Origin of the sequence: Streptomyces sp. NPDC058295 (genome assembly GCF_042880655.1) — a bacterium.
GTDB lineage: Bacteria > Actinomycetota > Actinomycetes > Streptomycetales > Streptomycetaceae > Streptomyces > Streptomyces coriariae.
Genome location: NZ_JBHVYO010000019.1, coordinates 136,587 through 153,835, shown reverse-complemented (window position 1 = coordinate 153,835; position 17,249 = coordinate 136,587). Strand labels below are relative to the sequence as shown.

14 protein-coding genes, 1 pseudogene and 1 riboswitch are annotated in these 17,249 nt (G+C 73.2%); of the genes and pseudogenes, 9 read left to right on the top strand and 6 right to left on the bottom strand.

Annotated features, from left to right (window positions below; all coding sequences use genetic code 11):
- Positions 1–560: 560 nt before the first annotated feature.
- Positions 561–1,421, top strand: a pseudogene (locus tag ACFVYS_RS21835) (GMC oxidoreductase); the annotation flags it as partial.
- Between the two features lie 27 nt (positions 1,422–1,448).
- On the opposite strand, the gene ACFVYS_RS21830 reads toward ACFVYS_RS21835, so the two are convergent.
- Both ACFVYS_RS21830 and ACFVYS_RS21825 read right to left on the bottom strand, forming a co-directional pair.
- Positions 1,449–1,919 carry a hypothetical protein gene (locus ACFVYS_RS21830; protein ID WP_389504330.1) on the bottom strand — a complete coding sequence of 157 codons (471 nt, stop codon included), beginning with the start codon at positions 1,917–1,919 and terminating at the stop codon, positions 1,449–1,451.
- 321 nt (positions 1,920–2,240) lie between these two features.
- Complete coding sequence (locus tag ACFVYS_RS21825; RefSeq protein ID WP_389504328.1) at positions 2,241–5,435, bottom strand: tetratricopeptide repeat protein; 3,195 nt, start codon at positions 5,433–5,435, stop codon at positions 2,241–2,243.
- Positions 5,436–5,613: 178 nt separating this feature from the next.
- On the opposite strand from ACFVYS_RS21825, the gene ACFVYS_RS21820 reads away from it, so the two are divergent.
- The gene (locus ACFVYS_RS21820; RefSeq protein WP_389504326.1) at positions 5,614–7,737 is read left to right on the top strand and encodes an ATP-binding protein; all 2,124 of its coding nucleotides are present in this window, start codon (positions 5,614–5,616) and stop codon (positions 7,735–7,737) included.
- Between the two features lie 12 nt (positions 7,738–7,749).
- On the opposite strand, the gene ACFVYS_RS21815 is transcribed toward ACFVYS_RS21820, so the two are convergent.
- The 4 genes from ACFVYS_RS21815 to ACFVYS_RS21800 form a co-directional block, all read right to left on the bottom strand.
- Entirely contained in the window at positions 7,750–8,262 is a 513-nt protein-coding gene (locus tag ACFVYS_RS21815; protein ID WP_389504324.1) for a hypothetical protein, read from the bottom strand.
- The gene (locus ACFVYS_RS21810; protein ID WP_389504322.1) at positions 8,262–9,485 is read right to left on the bottom strand and encodes a hypothetical protein; all 1,224 of its coding nucleotides are present in this window, start codon (positions 9,483–9,485) and stop codon (positions 8,262–8,264) included. The genes ACFVYS_RS21815 and ACFVYS_RS21810 overlap by 1 nt, the downstream gene beginning before the upstream one ends.
- 110 nt (positions 9,486–9,595) lie before the next feature.
- Positions 9,596–9,955, bottom strand: a complete 360-nt coding sequence (locus ACFVYS_RS21805) for a hypothetical protein (RefSeq protein WP_389504320.1) — start codon at positions 9,953–9,955, stop codon at positions 9,596–9,598.
- Positions 9,956–10,048: 93 nt separating this feature from the next.
- Positions 10,049–10,699 carry a TetR family transcriptional regulator gene (locus ACFVYS_RS21800; RefSeq protein WP_389504318.1) on the bottom strand — a complete coding sequence of 217 codons (651 nt, stop codon included), beginning with the start codon at positions 10,697–10,699 and terminating at the stop codon, positions 10,049–10,051.
- A gap of 57 nt (positions 10,700–10,756) precedes the next feature.
- Here ACFVYS_RS21800 and ACFVYS_RS21795 point away from each other — a divergent pair, with 57 nt between their 5' ends.
- The 7 genes from ACFVYS_RS21795 (at position 10,757) to ACFVYS_RS21765 (ending at position 17,227) form a co-directional block, all read left to right on the top strand.
- A complete protein-coding gene (locus tag ACFVYS_RS21795) occupies positions 10,757–11,443 on the top strand; it encodes a class II aldolase/adducin family protein (RefSeq protein WP_389504316.1) in 687 nt (228 codons plus the stop codon).
- Between the two features lie 39 nt (positions 11,444–11,482).
- Positions 11,483–12,412, top strand: a complete 930-nt coding sequence (locus ACFVYS_RS21790; RefSeq protein ID WP_389504314.1) for a carbohydrate kinase family protein — start codon at positions 11,483–11,485, stop codon at positions 12,410–12,412.
- Positions 12,413–12,495: 83 nt separating this feature from the next.
- Positions 12,496–12,879: a hypothetical protein gene (locus tag ACFVYS_RS21785; protein WP_389504312.1), complete on the top strand. Its 384-nt coding sequence runs from the start codon at positions 12,496–12,498 to the stop codon at positions 12,877–12,879.
- Positions 12,822–13,322: a DoxX family protein gene (locus tag ACFVYS_RS21780; RefSeq protein WP_389504310.1), complete on the top strand. Its 501-nt coding sequence runs from the start codon at positions 12,822–12,824 to the stop codon at positions 13,320–13,322. Before ACFVYS_RS21785 ends, ACFVYS_RS21780 begins: the two co-directional genes overlap by 58 nt.
- A 646-nt stretch (positions 13,323–13,968) precedes the next feature.
- Positions 13,969–14,865, top strand: a complete 897-nt coding sequence (locus tag ACFVYS_RS21775) for a glutathione S-transferase C-terminal domain-containing protein (RefSeq protein WP_389504308.1) — start codon at positions 13,969–13,971, stop codon at positions 14,863–14,865.
- A gap of 66 nt (positions 14,866–14,931) precedes the next feature.
- A riboswitch (SAM riboswitch) is annotated at positions 14,932–15,051 on the top strand.
- Between the two features lie 395 nt (positions 15,052–15,446).
- On the top strand, positions 15,447–16,427 hold the full coding sequence (locus tag ACFVYS_RS21770; RefSeq protein WP_383463647.1) for an amino acid ABC transporter permease: 981 nt from the start codon (positions 15,447–15,449) through the stop codon (positions 16,425–16,427).
- Positions 16,424–17,227 carry an amino acid ABC transporter ATP-binding protein gene (locus ACFVYS_RS21765; protein WP_389504306.1) on the top strand — a complete coding sequence of 268 codons (804 nt, stop codon included), beginning with the start codon at positions 16,424–16,426 and terminating at the stop codon, positions 17,225–17,227. The genes ACFVYS_RS21770 and ACFVYS_RS21765 overlap by 4 nt, the downstream gene beginning before the upstream one ends.
- The last annotated feature ends 22 nt before the right edge of the window (positions 17,228–17,249 follow it).

Genomic DNA, 17,249 nt, shown 5'->3' with positions numbered 1-17,249 from the left:
CGGCGTGCGGGGGCCGGGGGGTCTGCCGGAGGGTGGGGGCATGCGGACGAGCGGCGAGCTGAGCGGGGCCGACTTCCGGCGTCTGTACCGGCACCTGCGCGACACGTCCCCCGGCGGTGCCGGGCGCCGGGGCGCCCTGGACACGATCACCGCGGACCATGTGCGGGCCGCCGTCCGCGAGGTGCGGACGGGGCGTACGGTGTCGCTCGCCGCCCCCGTGAACACCCGCAGCGCCCCCGACGACGCCGAGCCGGCCGAACACCGGCTCACCGCCCCGGCTGACGGCGAACCCGGGCCGAGGGGAATGGAGTTCGCCCGGGACCGCTTCGCCATGAACGTCCACGGCGACGTGAACAGCCACCTCGACGCGCTGTGCCATGTCGTCTACGACGGCACCCTGCACGGCGGTGTACGGGCGGCGGACGTACTGTCACCGGACGGCGCGAGCGCCCTGTCCGTCGACCTCGCCCGCGACGGCATCGCCGGACGCGGGGTCCTCCTCGACATCCCCCGGCTGCACGGCGTGCCCTGGCTCGAACCCGGAGCGCGGGTGCGGGCCGCTGCATCCCTTCCACCTCCCGATCGGGGTGAACCTCACCCAGGACGACCGGGGCCGCGCCACCCGCACCAGCGCCTGCATCCGCTGCGACCGCGTCGACGGATTCCCCTGCCTGGTCGGCGCCAAGTCCGACGCGCAGGTCATCTGCGTCGACCCCGCTCTCGCGCACCCCAACGTCGAGCTGGTCACCCACGCGGACGTGCGGCGGCTGGAGACGGACCCGACCGGCCGGAGCGTCACCTCGGTCGTCGCCACGGTGGGGGAGCCGGGCGACCGGGACGCCGCCACTGTGGAGTTCCGCGCCCACCTCGTGGTGGTCGCCTGCGGCGCCGTCAACTCCGCGGCCCTGCTGCTGCGTTCGGCCGACGACCGGCATCCGCGGGGACTGGCCAACAGCTCGGACGTGGTGGGCCGGCACTACATGCGGCACAACAACCTGGCCCTGATGGCCGTGTCCAGGGAACCGAACGACACCAGGTTCCAGAAGACCCTGGCGCTGCACGACCGGTACCTGGGATCCGACGACTGGGACTACCCCCTCGGCAGCATCCAGATGCTCGGCAAGTCCGACTCCGAGCAGATCCACGGCGAAGCACCCCGCTGGGCCGGGTCGGTGGCCCCCGACATGCCGTTCGAGGTGCTCGCCCACCACGCGGTCGACTTCTGGCTGTGCGGCACGGTCCGCTTCGGCGACGACCCCGGCAGTTCCGCCCTCGACGTCCACTGCAAGGCCCACGACCTGGACAATCTCTATGTCGTCGACACGAGCTTCTTCCCGAGCATCGGGGCGGTCGACCCCTCGCTGACCGCCATCGCCAACGCCCTGCGCGTCGGCGACCACCTCGCGGAGCGGCTGGCATGACACCTGCCGGTCCGGCCGCCGGCGTCGTCAGTCGGAAGCGGTCGGGGTGTCCGTGGCCGGGTCCACCGGCGGTGGGGCCGGGGTGGTGAAGGAGAGGCCGGAGAAGTCGCGGCCCTGGAGAACGGGGCCGGCGAACGTGCCGCCGCCGATCTCGTTGTGCACATCGCCGGTGTGCAGCGAGCCGGCCAGCTCCTGCCACCGCACGAGACCCGCCCGGAACTCCGCGTCCCCCGCCGCGCGCACCGCCAGTGCCGTGCTCAGCGCGCGGGCCAGTGCCGCGTCCTCCGGGTGCGCGGCCAGCCGGACCAGTGCCGGTTCCGCCGAACCCGCCACCGGGGCAATGGTGTTGCCGTCACTGTCATCGTCGCCGGCACTGCTGCCGTCGCGCCGGAACGGGCGCCGGACGAGTTCGCTGAGCGTCGCCCAGGCCTGTCGGCCGGCCTCGCCGCCGGCTCCTCCTGCCAGCGCCGCCAACAGCGCCACCGATATCGGCTCCAACCCCGCACCGCCCTCTCGTGTCCGATGGGTGGGGTGGCGGCGTGTGCTGCCACCCCCGGTGCGCCGATCGACCCTCAGGGGGTCACATCATGATGCACCTGTACGTGCCGACCGCCGCGGTCGAGACGGGCTCGGCCGCCGAGGCATTTGGCGCGGTCACGCCAAGAATAGCGAGAGTGGCGAGACCGGTGACGACGGCCAGTCGACGCATTGTGCTCACGTGAACGAGATCCCTCCATGTTTGACTACGATCTTGCGGAGGGGAACATATCTGACCGTCAGGTGATCTGTGTAATTGAATGATATTCACTGTTTGCGCGTTTAAATACCGCCTGGTTCGAACGTGTGTCTGGGTAAGGCGTGCGTTGCCGAGGTGCCACCTACCGCCCGCCGTACGTCCGTCAGGACACTTTCCGTCCGGGATTTCTCGTCGACGTCGTGCGTGCGCTCGGCCAGCGAAAGGGCGGCCTCCAGGTTTTCTCCCGCGGCGTCGAACCGCCCGGCCGCGAAATGGGCCTGACCGAGGTGGCGCAGTGCCTGGATCTCCTGGTGGGCGGCGCCGATCAGGCGGGCGATGCCGAGGGCGTCCAGGAAATGCCGCACGGCCTTCTCGGGTTCCCCCGCTTTCCGGTGTGCCTCGCCCAGACCGATCAGTGTGTCGGCCTGACTCTTCCGGTCGCCCAGCGCCCGGAATTCCGCGAGGGTCTCCTGGTAAAGAGGGAGAGCCGCGGCGGTGTCGCCCGATTCCGTGAGGACATCGGCCAGACTGCCGCGCACGGTGGCGCGGTCGTAACGGTTACCGGAATGCTCGAGGAACGTCAGTGAATCCTCGAACGGCCGGCGCGAGGATTCCAGGTCACCGCGGCGCAGATGCAGATCACCGATGTTGTTGAGCGTCTTTCCGAGCGCCGCGTGATCGCCCGCATCGGTGAATCCGCTGAGCGTCTTCTCGAAGTGTTCCAGTGCCCGGTCGTACTCCCCGAGAAAGAGCAGGGTGACCGCGATGTTGTTGTGCAGACGCGCGCGGTCCAGGGAATCTCCGGATTTCGCGGTGATCGCGAAGGACTTCTGGAAGAGGACGAGCGCGGCCTGATGGTCGCCCACATGCCAGTTCAGGGTGCCGAGGGTGCGCAGCACCTCGGCCTCCGCCTCCTCGTCCCCCGTCGCACGGGCGATCCGCAGGGCCCGGCCGCCGCTCTCGGCGGCCTCCGGGTAGCGCGCGGTGTGCGCGTGGACGGCGCTGAGGTGCAGCAGGGCACGGCACAGCGCGGCCTGCTCGCCGGTCCCGGTCCAGTGCTCGACGGCGGTCTCCAGGACGGCCACGGCGTCGAGCCAGTGGCACTCCTCGTCGAGGAAACCGGCCATGGCGTAGGCGAGTCGGGCGGCCGCCCCGGGACGGCCCTGGTCACGCGCGAGGCGCTCGGTGGCGAGCAGGTTCGCGCGCTCGGCGGCAAGCCAGGACCGCGCGGCCCCGGCGTCGGGCCAGTCGGGCAGCGCCGCGCCGGTGCCGCGCTCGCCCGGCGGCGCGGGCCTCGTACGGCGGGGGTACGCGAGACGGTCGGCGCGGTCGGCGGCGTCGACATGGAAGTCCGTCAGGCGCCGCAGGACGTCGGCACGCTCCTCGTCGGTGTCGTCGGCGAGCGACCTGGAGTGGCCGTACTCGCGCAGCAGGTCGTGGAACCGGTACCGGTCCGGGGCCGGCTCGCGGAGCAGATGGCAGGCCAGCAGTGACTCCAGCACGCGCTCCGCGGCGGCCGGGCGCAGGTCCAGCGAGGCGGCCGCCGAGTCCACCGTGAAGTCAGGCCCGGAGTGCAGACCGAGCCGGCGGAACGCGGCGCGCTGCTCCGGTGTGAGGGTCCGGTACGTCAGGTCGAAGGCCCGCAGCAGCTCCTGTTCGGCATCCCTGATCTCGTCCAGCCGGCCCTCGGTACGGGTGAGGCGGTCGGCCAGCGTGCCGAGCGTCCAGGCCGGGTGGGCGCGGAAGCGGCTCGCGACCAGCTCGATCGCGAGCGGGAGGTGGCCGCACAGGCGAACGATCGTGGTGATCTCCCGGATGTCCAGGGTGCGTTCCTCGCCCGCGCAGGCGCGGAACAGGGCGATGGCGTCGTCGGTCGGCAGCACGTCGAGCGGGATGTGCCGGGCCTGCGGCAGGCCCGTCAGCCGGCGCCGGCTCGTGATGATCGTCAGGGTGGGCGAGCCGCTCGGCAGCAGCGGACGGATCTGGTCGGCGCTCACCGCGTCGTCCAGGACGATCACCGCCCGTCGCTCGGCCAGCATGGCCTGCCACAGCGCGGTACGGCCCTCCAACTCGACCGGGATGGTCTCCGCCGGCGCGCCGAGCAGACGCAGCAGGGTGGCCAGGGCCGCGCCGGGACCCAGCGGTTCGCCGACGGGGGAGTGGCCACGCAGGTCCACATACAGCTGGGCGTCGGGGAACCGCTCGGCCAGCCGGTGCGCGCCGTGCACGGCCACACTGGTCTTGCCCACCCCGGCCATGCCGCTGACGGTGCTGACGGACTCCAGGCTGATCACCCGTCCCTGCTCCGCGGCCGCGTCGACCGCGGTGCTCAGGGCCCGCAGTTCGGCGCGCCGGCCGATCAGGGGCGGCTGATGCGGCAGGTTCCTCGGCGGCCGCGGGCGGGCCGGCGGCGGGGCCGCGACCGGGCGGGCCGGGCGGGGCACGGCGGTGCGGCCCCGGACGAGATCGGCGGCCGGCACCCGATCGAGGACCCCGCGATGGATGCGGTCCAACTCGGCGCCCGGGCGGGAGCCGTACTGGGTCATCAGCATCCGACGGGTCTCCTGGTGGACCCGCAGCGCGTCGGTGTACCGGGCACCGCCGTAGTACGCCAGCATCAGCTGCCCCGCCAGCGTCTCGTCGCCGGGACAGCGGTCGACCAGGGCGGACAGCTCGGCGGTCACCTCCGTGTACCGGCCGAGCCGGAGGGAGGCGGCGATCCGGGAGACGGCGGCGCTCAGCCGCCGCTCCGCCAGGGTCCGCCGGGTGGTCTCGGCCCACAGGCCCGGCAGCCCGGCCAGCGCCTCGCCCCGCCAGAGGCCTTCGGCGCGGTCGAGGAGGGCGGCCGTCCGCTCGTCGTCGCCGTCCGCCGCGAGCGCCCCGGCCCGCGCCACGAGCTGCTGGAACCGGTGCCAGTCGACGGCCTCGCGGTCTGCCTCCAGCGTGTAGGTGTGGGCCCGGCTCACGATGCGTGGCGCGCTCGCGGACGACGGGTCGGCCGGCCGGAGCCGCCTGCGCAGCCGCGAGACATAGCTGTGTGCGTTCTCCCGTGCGCGCGGCGGTGGTTCACCGTCCCAGAGCCGGTCCATGAGCACGTCCAGCGCGACCGGCCGGCCCACGTCCAGTGCCAGCACGCCCAGCAGGGTCCGCTCCTTGTCCGAACCGAGCTCCAGCCGCCGGCCGTTCGCGCGCAGACCCACCGGGCCCAGTACCTGGAATTCCACCAGCGCCTCCCGCTGGTCCGGCCGTTCGACGACCACGGCACCGGGGACGGTCATGCCATGGGGCGAAGAGCATGACAGGCAGGGCAGGGGGTTCCAAGAGGGGCCGGTGTGCTGGCCGAATCGCTTCCTTGCCGGAGCCCCGGCATCCGTGGCCTGCATCGTCGGAGGCCCGTCGGGGGTAGGACCACCTTGATCGATGTAGCGGGCAACCGGTCGGAGGGGGACGAGCGGTATGAGTGCGGCGCGGGAGGACGACCAGGCAAGAGCGAGCAGCAACACCATCGGTGGATCGGCCCGGTTCTACGGACCGACCGTCCAGGCCCGTGACGTCCACGGCGGCATCCAGGTCCGGACCGCCCCGCCCCAGCCACCACCGACGCCCCGCCAACTGCTGCCCGTACCCGCGCACTTCACCGACCGGCGGGACGAACTGGAAGCCCTGGACCGGCTGCTCACGCGGCATACGGACGCCGGGTCCCGGCAGCCGCTGATCGTGGTCAACGGTCCGGCCGGCATCGGGAAGACCACCCTGGTCTCCCGCTGGCTGCGCCGGCACGAATCAGCCGCCCCCGACGGGCAGTTGCACGCCGATCTGTGCGGCCACGCGGCGGGCGGACCGGCGGACCCGGGTGAGATCCTCGGCCGGTTCCTGCGTGCGCTCGGCGCCTGGGCGGTCCCCGTCGACCTGGTGGAACAGGCGTCCCTGTGGCGGTCCGTCACCGCGGACCTGCGCATCGCGGTGGTGCTGGACAACGCCTTCTCCGCGGCACAGATCCGGCCGTTGTTGCCGGGCGGGCCCGGCAGCCTCGTCGTCGTGACCAGCAGGCACCGGCTGACCGGACTGCGGCTGGACGGAGCGGAGTTCCACCGGCTGCGGGCGCTGGGCCCCGCCGCCGGGGTGGAGCTGTTCCTGCGCGGTGTCGGCGAGCGCCGGGTCGCCGGGGAACTGTCCGCGGTCCGCCAGGTCGTGGACCTCTGCGCGGGTCTGCCCCTCGCGGTGTGTCTCGCCTCCGCCCGGCTCGCCGCCCGCCCCAGACAGCCGGTCGCCGCACTGGCCGACGCGCTCACACCCGACGTCGGCCGGCTGGCCGCGCTGGAAGTCGAAGGGGAGGCGACCGTGCGCAAGGCCCTGGACGCGTCGTACGCGGTGCTGGGACCGGAGGCCGCCCGGATGTACCGGGCCCTCGGGCTGCTGCCCCTGCCCGAGTTCGACGTCCGCACGGCCGCCGCAGCCTGCGCGGAGCCCCTCGCCTGGGCGGAACGCCGGCTGGACGAACTCGTCGAGGCCAACATGCTGGAGGAAGTCGGCCCGGACGCGCTCCGCTTCCACGACCTGGTCCGCCTGCACGCCCGCGACCGCGCGGCCCTGGCCGACACCGAGGCGGACCGCGAACGCACCCTGCGGCGCGTCGCCGACTGGCACCTGCTGACCGCGACCGAGGCCCAACGCCTCATCACCCCGATCCAGTTCACACTGCCGCGGACCTACGCGCATCCCTTCCCGCTGCCCCCGCCCTTCACCGACGACCGCGGCGCCCTCGGCTGGCTGCACGAGCGACGCGGCCACCTCATGGCGGTCCTCCGTCTGGCCGTCGAGCGCGGCTGGCACGCCACGGCCTGGCAACTCGTCGACGCCATGTGGCCGTTGTTCCTGCGGCTGCGCCACTACGACCTGTGGATCGAGGCCCACCGCATCGGCCTGGAGGCCGCCCGCAGCGACGGACACCGGGAGGCCGAACGCCAGATGCTCAACTCCGGGGCCATCGGACTGAGCGCCGCCCGCCGGCTGGACGAGGCCGTGGAGTGGTACACGGCCGCCCTGTACGCGGCGCGCGACGGGGAGGACCCCCGCGACGAGGGACAGGCGCTGCTCGGCCTCGGCAACTGCCACTTCGAGGCGGGGCGGTTCGCCGAGGCCGTGTCGCGGCTGCACAGCGCGGTGGCGACCTGGGAGGAGTGCGGCTACCCGCGAGGGGTGGCGCTCGCCCGGATCACGCTCGGCGAGGTCGCTCTCGCCGAACACGACCCCGAGCGGGCCGTCAGCTGCTTCGCCCGGGCCCGGCAGCAACTCGTGGAGGCGGCCGACCCGCACGACACGGCCCGGGCCCTCGCCTTCCTCGGCCGGGCCCGCGCCCGCACCGGCGACCACGCCCTGGGCATCGCCCACCTGACGGAGGCGCTCGCGGTGTTCACCGCCTCCGGCGCGGTCCACTGGCAGGCCCGCACCCTGGAGATGCTCGGCGACACCGCACGTGAACGGGGCGAGGACACGGCCGGCGAGGAGTTCCACGCCCGCGCCCTCGCCCTGTACGAGACCACCAGCCCGGCGGACGCCCGCCGGCTCCGGCGCACGTAGGCGCCGACGTGCTCACCCGTCGTGCACCACGCGGATGTCGTGGATGTCCCGCAGGGTGTGCCCCGCCACCAGCCAGGCGTGCAGACAGGACGCCAGCAGGGGCTGGTCCGGGGGTACCCGGTGCGCCAGTGACCGGACCGTGCGGCTCGTCCCGTCGACGACCGCCCAGCCGCCCCCGGTCAGCGGCGCCGCGGCCAGCCGGCACCCCGGGTGGGCGGCCGTGAGGTCGCCCAGTCGGCGCACCGCGTCGGCGTACGGGCGCGGAAACGGGTCGTGCAGCACATCGGCGCAGACCGGCCACCGGATGCCGGGGCACGGGCCGGCCTCCGCGGCGACGTGCTCGTCCGCACCGGGCACCGACCCGCCCGTGCCGGGCGGGCCCCCGGGCGCCAGGAGACCGACCCGGGCCAGTACGTCGTGGTCGCCCGCGGCCGAGCGGACGCGGAGCGAGAGGTCCGCCGCCGGGGCGCTTCGCGGACCCCGGGGGCACGGCGGCGTCCGCAGCCGTACGGAGACGAAACGCATCACGCCGGCACCTCCCGCCGCCCGCGCGCCCAGGTGTCCAGCGGGGGCGGCTCGGGCAGCGGGACCGTCACCGGTTCGTGGGCGGGCTGGCCCAGACCCAGCAGGCGGTACATGAGCCGCCGCATGTTGCGGTTGAACCGGCCGGGTTCGGAGGTGATGCGCGAGGCGATCGCCGCGTACTCCTCCCGGCGGTACTCGGCCGCCGTGTACCGCAGCTGGCCGACGAGCGGGTGGGCGGGCGAGAGTGCCGGCGCGGTCACGGCGAGGGTGGCGGCGGGCGAGGCGGGGTTGATCTCCCGGTCCGGTGAACCGGCCAGCAGGATCGGCGCACCGGTGAGCGTGCCGTACAGCGTCACCGAACCGTGGTCGCCGATGATCCAGTCCGCGGCGATCAGGACACTGCGCCAGTCCGCCTCCGGCGGCACGAGGGCGGTACCGGGCTCGGCGCAGCGTGCCAGCCAGGCCCTGACCTGCCAGGAACCGTGCCCCGACCACACGTTGGGATGGACCAGGAGGACGGACCGGAACCGTCCCGCGGGCAGTTCGGCGGTCAGCCGGGGCAGCAGCGCCTCGAACCGGCCGAACGACGAGCGCGCCCCCCAGGTCGAGACGACCACCACCAGCTTCTCGCCGTCCGCGAGGCCGAGGGCCCGGCGGTAGCGGGCGCGCAGCGGCAGGCTCGCCGCGATCCGGTCGTGCGCCGGATCGCCGACCACATGGGTGAGCGGGAGCACCTCGGGGCAGTGCCGTTCCAGGTCGGCCAGTTCGGCGTGGTGGGGCACCGCCACGGCGGCGGGCAGCCGGCCGCCGGGGACCAGATCCTGTCTGCGCAGCCCGGCCACCCCCGGCTGCCGCACCGAGACCAGCCGTTTGAGGTAACCGGCCCCGTGGGACATCGCGATCACCGGCGCGGAGATCTTCTCGACGCCCCGCGGGCCGGCGGCGAGGGCCAGGTCGAACCGCATCCGCACCGCCTCGTCCCACGGCAGCACCGCGCCTCCCAGCCCTTCGAGGAAGCGCGGCACCTCGTCGCCGAAGACGTGCGGCGGAGCCGTGAACACCACCTGCACCCTGAAGTCGGCCTCCAGCAGCGACAGGACCTCGACCAGCCGCTTGCCGTAGGTCAGGGTGTGCACCACGACCAGCACCAGCTTGCGCTCGACGAGCGTCAGCCACTCACGCTCCTCGACCGACGACTCCGTACTCTTCCGCAACGCCGACATCGAGACCCCCGTCGTCCGTGCGGGACCGGATCGGCCCCGTCTGCCGGGCGTTTGCCCCCGCCGATGGACGGAAGGCCTGCCGGGACCTTGCGGAAACCTTGCAGGGGGCGTCACGAGAACACGTGCACCACTTCGATCTCGCCCACGAGATGGGCGTTGAACTCGTCCAGCTCCTCGGCCGGCACCCACAGTTCGAGGATCGTCCGGCCGCCCGCCTGCCGGACCGGATACCTGCGCAGGAACGCGGTGTCGACCTCGAACCGGGTGACATAGCCGGCGCCGTCGTGCTTGACATTCCAGTCCCGGGCGATCCGGATGGCGTAGTCCTCGTCGAGGACCGGGTAGAAGATCGGCTGCTCGGGCAGCCGGGGCGGCCAGGCCCGCCGGCCGAGCTCACGGACCAGCTCCAGCTCCTTGGGACCCGTGGGACGCCAGAGGGTCGTGGTGGCTGGGGAGGGCTGCCTGGTCATGGGATTCGTTCTCCGGGTGCGGCGACCGCCGGCGCGGTCGGCTACGGGCCCGACGCTACCGGGCGGTCCGCGGCGGTGGCCACGGACTTTCGGCTACCGTCGCTCGTAGCGTGCGACGACCTCGGTGAGGTAGCAGCGCAGCATCGCCTTCGCCTCGTCGAGGAGGTCGGTGTCGCCCTCCGGGGCACGCCGGAAAGCCTCCTGGGCGAGGGCGTCGGCGGCGAGGATCGCCGCGTGGCAGGCCCGCGCGAGCGCCTCGTCGTCGGGGGCGACGCCCAGCGCGAGCAGCACCCGGCGGACGCCGTCGGCCATCCGCCGCTTGTGCTCACGGTCCGCTGCCCGGGTCCGCTCGGTCAGTCCGCTGCCGAACCACAGGGCACGGAAACCGTGTTCGGTGCGGTACACGCGGGCGAAGGTGTCGATGAGCACGCCCACGGGATCGTCCCACCGCTCCCGCGCCGCCGTCCGGACCAGCTCGTCCATGACGTCCTCGAGGCGGGCGAAGTAGCCCGTGGCGAGGGCGTCGATGATCGCGTCACGGTCGGGGAGGTACTGGTACAGCGAGCCGACCGACACCTTCGCCTCGGCTGCGACCCGCGTCGTGGTGAGCGCCTCGACGCCGTCGCCGACCAGGATGCGCTCGGCGGCCTCCAGCAGCAGGGCCAGACGGGCCTTGCTGCGTGCCTGCCGCGGCGTGCGGCGCAGGGGAGCGCCACCGCCCGGACCCGCGGTCGCCTGGACCAAGGACTGCCTCCAAACATGAACGTGACTTTGTTTCACGTTTACGCTACCTTCGCGCCCATGACCGCCTCAAGCTCGGCGCTGAGACAGGAGCGGGCCGCCGTCGCGGACGTCTGCCGGCGCCTGGGGGCCGAAGGCCTCCTCATCGGCACGGCCGGCAATGTGAGCGTACGCGTCGAGGACCGGGTCGCGGTCACCGCGACCGGAGCGGTCCTCGCCGAACTCACCCCGGACCAGGTGACCGTGGTCGACCTCGACGGCGAGGTGGTGGCCGGAAGCCTGCGGCCGACCTCGGAACTGGAGCTGCACCTCGGGGTCTACCGCCGCTACGGCACCGGCGCGGTCGTCCACACCCACGCTCCGATGGCCACCGCTGTCTCCTGCGTGCTCGACGAACTGCCCTGCATCCATTACCAGTTGCTCGCCCTCGGTGGCACGGTGCGGGTCGCGCCCTACGCCACGTTCGGCACCCCCGAACTCGCCGAGTCGGTACTCACCGCGCTGGACGGCCGCAGCGCCGCCCTGCTGGCGAACCACGGCGCCGTCACCCACGGAACGACCCTCGACAAGGCCGTGGAGAACGCGCTGCTGCTCGAATGGGCCTGCGGCGTCTACCAGCGCGCGGCCGCCATGGGCCGGCCCCGCTTCCTCGACGAGCGGCAGCAACTCGCCGTGATCGAGGCCGCGATCGCCCGCGGCTACGGCACCACCCACCCCGTACCACCCGCGCAGGAACAGAGCCGATGACGCCGCTGAGGCGACGAGGCCGATGAAGGGGGAAAGCCGATGAAGGTCTTCACCATGGGCGTGCACGTCCTGGACGTGCTGGTGCGGCCGGTGCAGGAGATACCCGAGGGCCAGGGCGCGACGCTGGTCGACGACATCCGGATGACCGCCGCCGGGACCGCGGGCGGCACGGCGCTCACCCTCGCCAAGCTGGGCGCGCAGGTGCGCAGCGCCGGCGCCATCGGCTCCGACCCGACCGGCGACCTGCTGGTGGGGTTGCTGGACCGGGCGGGCATCGACACCGGGTTCCTGGTCCGCCGCACGGACACCGCCACCTCCGCGAGCGTGCTGCCGATCCGGCCCAACGGCGACCGCCCCTCGCTGCACCTGCTCGGCGCCAACATCACCTACGGCCTCGACGACGTCCCCTGGGACGACCTCGCCCAGGCCGACCATCTGCACCTGGGCGGACCGGAGTTGATCGGCGTCGAGGCCGCCACGCGCATCCTGTCGTACGCCAGGGAACACGGTGTCGTCACCTCCGTGGACCTGCTCGCCCCTGGTGTCCTCGGCAGCTTCGAGCAGATCGAGGCGGCCCTGCCGTACATCGACCATCTGCTGCCCAACGAGGACCAGGTCCTCGGCTTCACCGGCGAGAGCGACCTGCTGACGGGCGCGCGCAAGCTCCTCGCCGCCGGAGCGGGCGTCGTCGCCGTCACCCGCGGCGGCGACGGCGCGCTCGTGGTGACCGCGGACGGCGCGGAACCGGTCCCCGCCTTCGTGGTCGACGTCGTCGACACCACCGGGTGCGGTGACGCGTTCTCGGCCGGCTATCTGCGGGGCGTGAGCCTGGGCCGTACGCCGAGCGACGCCGCCGTCCTCGGCAGCGCTGCCGCCGCACTCGTCGCGCAGGGGCTCGGCAGCGACCACGGCGACTTCGACCTCGCCGCCGCCGACGCCTTCGCCGCGACGACGAAGTCCCGCACCTGAGGGAGGTCCGGGGTTCGGTCGGGCCTCGCGGCCCGGCGCCCCGGCCGAGGACCCGGGGGCGGTCGTCCGGGAGGCGGGGCCGCGTGCCGTCGCCCTGCGGGCGCCGGCCGCCCCCCTGGCGGCAGCCGCACGGCGGCCGCGGCATCGGCTCGTCCCCGCCCGCGCGCAAGCGGCACCGGGCGGGCCGGCAGGAGGAGTCGACCCGGCTCTCGGCCGGCGTCCCGCTGCTTGTGCATCTCGCTTCCATGTTCACCGGAGCCCCACGGGTGGTACGCCACGAGCAGGCGGGCGCGGGCCACGACACCGGCGACGGCCGTACCGCTCTCGCCCACCACCCGCACGCGCCCATCCTCGTCAAGGAGTGCGCGCCGGGTGTACGGGCGCTGCCGACGGAGAAGAGGACATGGCGATGGGTGAGGCTTCGGACACCGCACTGCTGCTCGTACGGGTCGTGCTCGGTGGGGTGATGCTGGCGCACGGCTGGAACCACTGGCGCGGTGGAGGCGGCATATCCGGCACCGCCGGCTGGTTCGGCGGGCTCGGACTCACCCGCCCGAGACTCCAGGCGTGGCTCAGCGTCCTCACCGAACTCGGCGCGGGCGTCCTGCTGTTGGCGGGCTTCCTGACCTCACTGGCCTGCGCGGCGGTGCTGTCCGTGATGCTGGTGGCGGGCCTGCTCGCACACCGCCGCAACGGCTTTTTCGTGTTCAAGGAGGGCTACGAGTACGTCCTCGTCCTGGGCGTCCTCGCGGTGGCGCTGGGGGCATGGGGCCCGGGGAAGTACGCGGTGGACGAGGCCGCGGACATCGGGGTGACCGGCTGGACGGGCGCCGGTGTGGTGCTCGGGGTGGGTGTCGTCGCGACGGCCGGGCTGCTGGCGGTGTTCTGGCGCCCCCGGCAGGAGAGCTGAGAAGGCGCCTCACGCGCGTCGGGTTCATCGGACCGGGCGGCGGCCAGGGAGCGGCCATGGCCCGCCGGATCGTCGAGGCGGGCTCCGCGACCACCCTGTGCGCCGGACGGCCCGCCGCCCTCGTCTCCTCGCCGCCCTCGCCCCCTTCGTCGGTGCCGCCGCCGAGGCCGTCGGCTCACCCGCCGAACCGGCGGCCGTCAGGGTGGCGAGGGCGCTGCCCGCGTGCGACCGAGCGTCCCCGGGCCGCCCACTCACAGCGGGCCCTCCCGGGGTGGCGCCGGTGCTCCGGTACTCACCTGGTGGACGCCCCCTTGACGGAGGCTCGAGGCGGATCGACACTCGGTTCGGGAATCCTAGTGAACGGGTAGGGAAACAATGGGGCGACTGGAGCCGACCACCGGCCGAGCGGGCCGCACGGCGTGGTCGTCACCCCTTCTCACCTCCCGCCGTCACATCGACCTGAAGCGCGTCTGCAGCGCCATCAGGTTCCAGGACTGAGCCGGGCCCGTCCCCGCGCCGAACCGCACCGGCGGTGTCCCGAGGACGCGGCCGCACCCGGCACGTGCGGACGAGATCCGCACCTCCCTCTTCGACGTCGCATCCGCCGCGCGCACGTCCCTCGTGCGTCCCGCCCCCGGGGAGAGTCATGTCCGTCACACCACTGGCCGCCCACCCGTCCACCCGGCCCGCCGCCGCCTTCCGGGGCCGGATCGGCCGGGACGCGCGCAGCGGCCACTACGCGGTGCCGCGCCGCTACCGCCTCCATCTGGCGGCGGCCGACCCCGACTGTCTGCGCATCGCCGTCACCCACAGCCTCCTCGGCCTGGAAAAGGCCTGCCCGGTCACCTTCCTGCCCGCCGTCCCGGACTGCCCCGACGGAGGCCACTCCGCGCTGCGTCCGCTGTACGACGCCAGCGCGCACCGGTACACCGGACCCGCCCTGGCACCCGTGCTCAGCGACGACTGGTCCGGGCGCATCGTCAGCAGCCACGGCCCCGACATCGCCCGGGACCTGGCCCGTCACTTCGGCGGCGGCCGGCCCACTCTGTACCCGTGCGGCGAGGAGTCGCAGATCGAGGCCGTCGAGCGGATGTGCGCCCAGGGCATCGAGGAGGCCGCGCAGCGCGCCGGAGCGGCCGACGCCGAGGTGGCGGAGCGCACCGCCGCCCTGGACACGCTGCTCACCACGCTCGGGGTGCTGGAGCGAGGGCTCGGTGCCCACGAACACCTGATCGGCGATCAGATCACCGCGGCCGACGTGGAGTTGTGGGTCGCCCTGGTCCAACTCGACACCGTGCACCGCTACCACCTGGACGCGGCCGCCGTGCACCGCATCGCCGACCACCCCGCGCTGTGGGCCTACGCCCGCCGGCTGGCCGCTCACCCGGCCTTCGGCGCCCACCTCGACCTGGACGCCATCGCCCGCCGCCACCACGCCCGTTGCCAGGGCCTGGAGGCCGCCGGCGCCGCCGTCCAGATCCTGGACTGGGAGACCCACGCGGCAGACGGTTCGGCGGTCCGACCGCAGGTCAACCGGCCCTGACCCGGTCCATCCACCGGACCGCCGTTGACATTCGTTCGGGCAACTGTCTTACTTACGGCCCAGAACGGTCATGAGCGTCAGCGACAAGCCCTGGCTAGCTGACCGGCAACCCTCGCTCCGCGGTGGGGTGCCCCAGGTGACGACCGGACCGACGTTTCGGTAATGACGTATCGGTAAGCGCGAGGGCCCCTCAGGGGCCGGAACAGTGATGGTGACGGACATGTACGCAGCTCATCGGACGGCGCCGCGTCGCCCCCGGGGCTGCGTACGGCCGTACCTCGACATCCTCGTCGCCAACCGCGCCGTCGACCTCCTTCGCGTGAACAGCGCACTGTGTACCGCACCGGGCCGTGCCCGCTGTCGGGGCTGAACGAACCCCTCGCACCGCAGCCCCGCCGCCGCGTTCCTGACGAACACCGCCCGAGCGGTGTGCCGTTGTCCGCCCCACCCCGGTCTCCTGTACGCATCCGTGCGCCATGCCCTGTTCGCGCCCTCGGAGCGGTCCCCGCCGCCCGACGCAGCGCGTCCGGCCACGCACGTCCGCCGTGACCCGGGGTGTCCCACTCCCGCCGGAGCCCCTCATGAGTGAACCCCCAGGCGCCGTGACCCTCGCCGAGCCCGCACCCGCCATCGACGTCCCGCCGGAGAAGCTCACCGCCCAGCGCGTGCAGCCGCTGCGCAAGCCCGGCCGCTGGATCGCCACCGCCGTGGCCCTGGTCCTGGTGGCGCAGTTCACGCACGGACTGATCTCCAACCCCTTCTACCAGTGGGACCGCTTCGGCTACTGGTTCCTGCGTCCTGTCATCCTCGACGGACTGCTGATCACCCTGGAAGTCGCCGCCTACAGCGCGGTGTTGGGACTCCTCGGCGGCATCCTGCTCGCCCTTGCCCGGCTGTCCAGGAGCCCGGTGCTGCGCGCGGTCAGCTGGACCTACGTCTGGGCGCTGCGCTCCATCCCGCTGATCGTGGTGCTGCTCTTCCTCTACAACTTCAGCGCCCTGTACCAGACCCTGAGCGTGGGGGTTCCCTTCGGCCCGGCGTTCTTCCGCTTCGACGAGTCCCGGCTGGCCACCGACATGGTGATCGCCGTCGTCGGCCTCAGCCTCAACGAGGCGGCCTACGCCGCCGAAGTGGTCCGCGGCGGCATCCTCTCCGTCGACCAGGGCCAGCACGAGGCGGCCGCCGCCCTCGGGCTGCCCAAGCGCTACCAGTTCTGGAAGATCGTCTTCCCGCAGGCCCTGCGGTCGATCACGCCGAACTACGTCAACCAGCTGATCGGCCTGGTCAAGTCCACCTCGCTGGTCTTCTACGTGTCCCTGCTCGACCTGTTCGGCACCGCGCAGACCATGGGGGCCACCTACCCCGGCGACATCGTGCCGCTGCTGCTGGTCGTCACCGTCTGGTACCTGATCCTGACCAGCCTCGTCTCCGTCGTCCAGTTCTACGTCGAGCGGTACTACGCCCGGGGCGCCACGCGTTCCCTGCCGCCGACGCCGCTCCAGAAACTGCGGACCGGTCTCACCGACCTGCGGGCCCGCATCCGCCGGGAGGCCGCCGTATGACCGCCGAGACCGTGCCGAGCGCCGACACCGCCGGGATCGTGCCCGCCGCCGTCGAGGTGCACGAGGTGCACAAGTGGTACGGCGCCCACCGGGTCCTGGACGGGGTGAGTCTGACCGTGCGGCCCGGCGAGGTCACCGTGATCCTCGGCCCGTCCGGCTCCGGCAAGTCCACCCTGCTGCGGGTCATCAACCACCTGGAGAAGCCCGAGATCGGCTACGTCAGCATCAACGGCGAGCTGATCGGCGTGCGCCGGCACGGCGAGCGGCTGCGCGAGCTGAGCGAACGGGCCATCCTGACCCAGCGCGGCCGGATCGGCTTCGTCTTCCAGAACTTCAACCTCTTCCCGCACCTGACCGTGCTGGACAACGTCGCCGCCGCGCCCACCGCCACCGGGCGACTCGCCAAGGCCGCCGCCCTGGAACTGGCCCGTGAACTCCTGGACCGGGTGGGCCTCGCCGACAAGGCCGGCGCCTATCCCCGGCAGCTGTCCGGCGGCCAGCAGCAGCGCGTCGCCATCGCCCGCGCCCTCGCGCTGCGCCCCGGCGTCATCCTCTTCGACGAGCCCACCTCCGCCCTCGACCCCGAGCTCGTGGGAGAGGTCCTCGCCGTCATCAAGGACCTGGCGACCAGCGGCACCACGCTCGTCATCGTCACCCACGAGGTCGGCTTCGCCCGCGAGGTCGCCGACCGGGTGGTCTTCATCGACGGCGGGAAGATCGTCGAGCAGGGCCCGCCCGGCGAGGTCCTCGACAAACCGCGGCACGAGCGGACCCGGGACTTCCTCAGCAAGGTGCTCTGACACCCACGCGCCCCAGGCTTCC

Coding starts and splice junctions, on each gene's coding strand:
- ACFVYS_RS21795 (WP_389504316.1), top strand. CDS start 10,757: ATGACCGCCTCAAGCTCGGCGCTGAGACAGGAGCGGGCCGCCGTCGCG.
- ACFVYS_RS21805 (WP_389504320.1), bottom strand. CDS start 9,955: ATGACCAGGCAGCCCTCCCCAGCCACCACGACCCTCTGGCGTCCCACG.
- ACFVYS_RS21825 (WP_389504328.1), bottom strand. CDS start 5,435: ATGACCGTCCCCGGTGCCGTGGTCGTCGAACGGCCGGACCAGCGGGAG.
- ACFVYS_RS21765 (WP_389504306.1), top strand. CDS start 16,424: ATGACCGCCGAGACCGTGCCGAGCGCCGACACCGCCGGGATCGTGCCC.
- ACFVYS_RS21780 (WP_389504310.1), top strand. CDS start 12,822: ATGGGTGAGGCTTCGGACACCGCACTGCTGCTCGTACGGGTCGTGCTC.
- ACFVYS_RS21790 (WP_389504314.1), top strand. CDS start 11,483: ATGAAGGTCTTCACCATGGGCGTGCACGTCCTGGACGTGCTGGTGCGG.
- ACFVYS_RS21815 (WP_389504324.1), bottom strand. CDS start 8,262: ATGCGTTTCGTCTCCGTACGGCTGCGGACGCCGCCGTGCCCCCGGGGT.
- ACFVYS_RS21810 (WP_389504322.1), bottom strand. CDS start 9,485: ATGTCGGCGTTGCGGAAGAGTACGGAGTCGTCGGTCGAGGAGCGTGAG.
- ACFVYS_RS21770 (WP_383463647.1), top strand. CDS start 15,447: ATGAGTGAACCCCCAGGCGCCGTGACCCTCGCCGAGCCCGCACCCGCC.
- ACFVYS_RS21820 (WP_389504326.1), top strand. CDS start 5,614: ATGAGTGCGGCGCGGGAGGACGACCAGGCAAGAGCGAGCAGCAACACC.
- ACFVYS_RS21775 (WP_389504308.1), top strand. CDS start 13,969: ATGTCCGTCACACCACTGGCCGCCCACCCGTCCACCCGGCCCGCCGCC.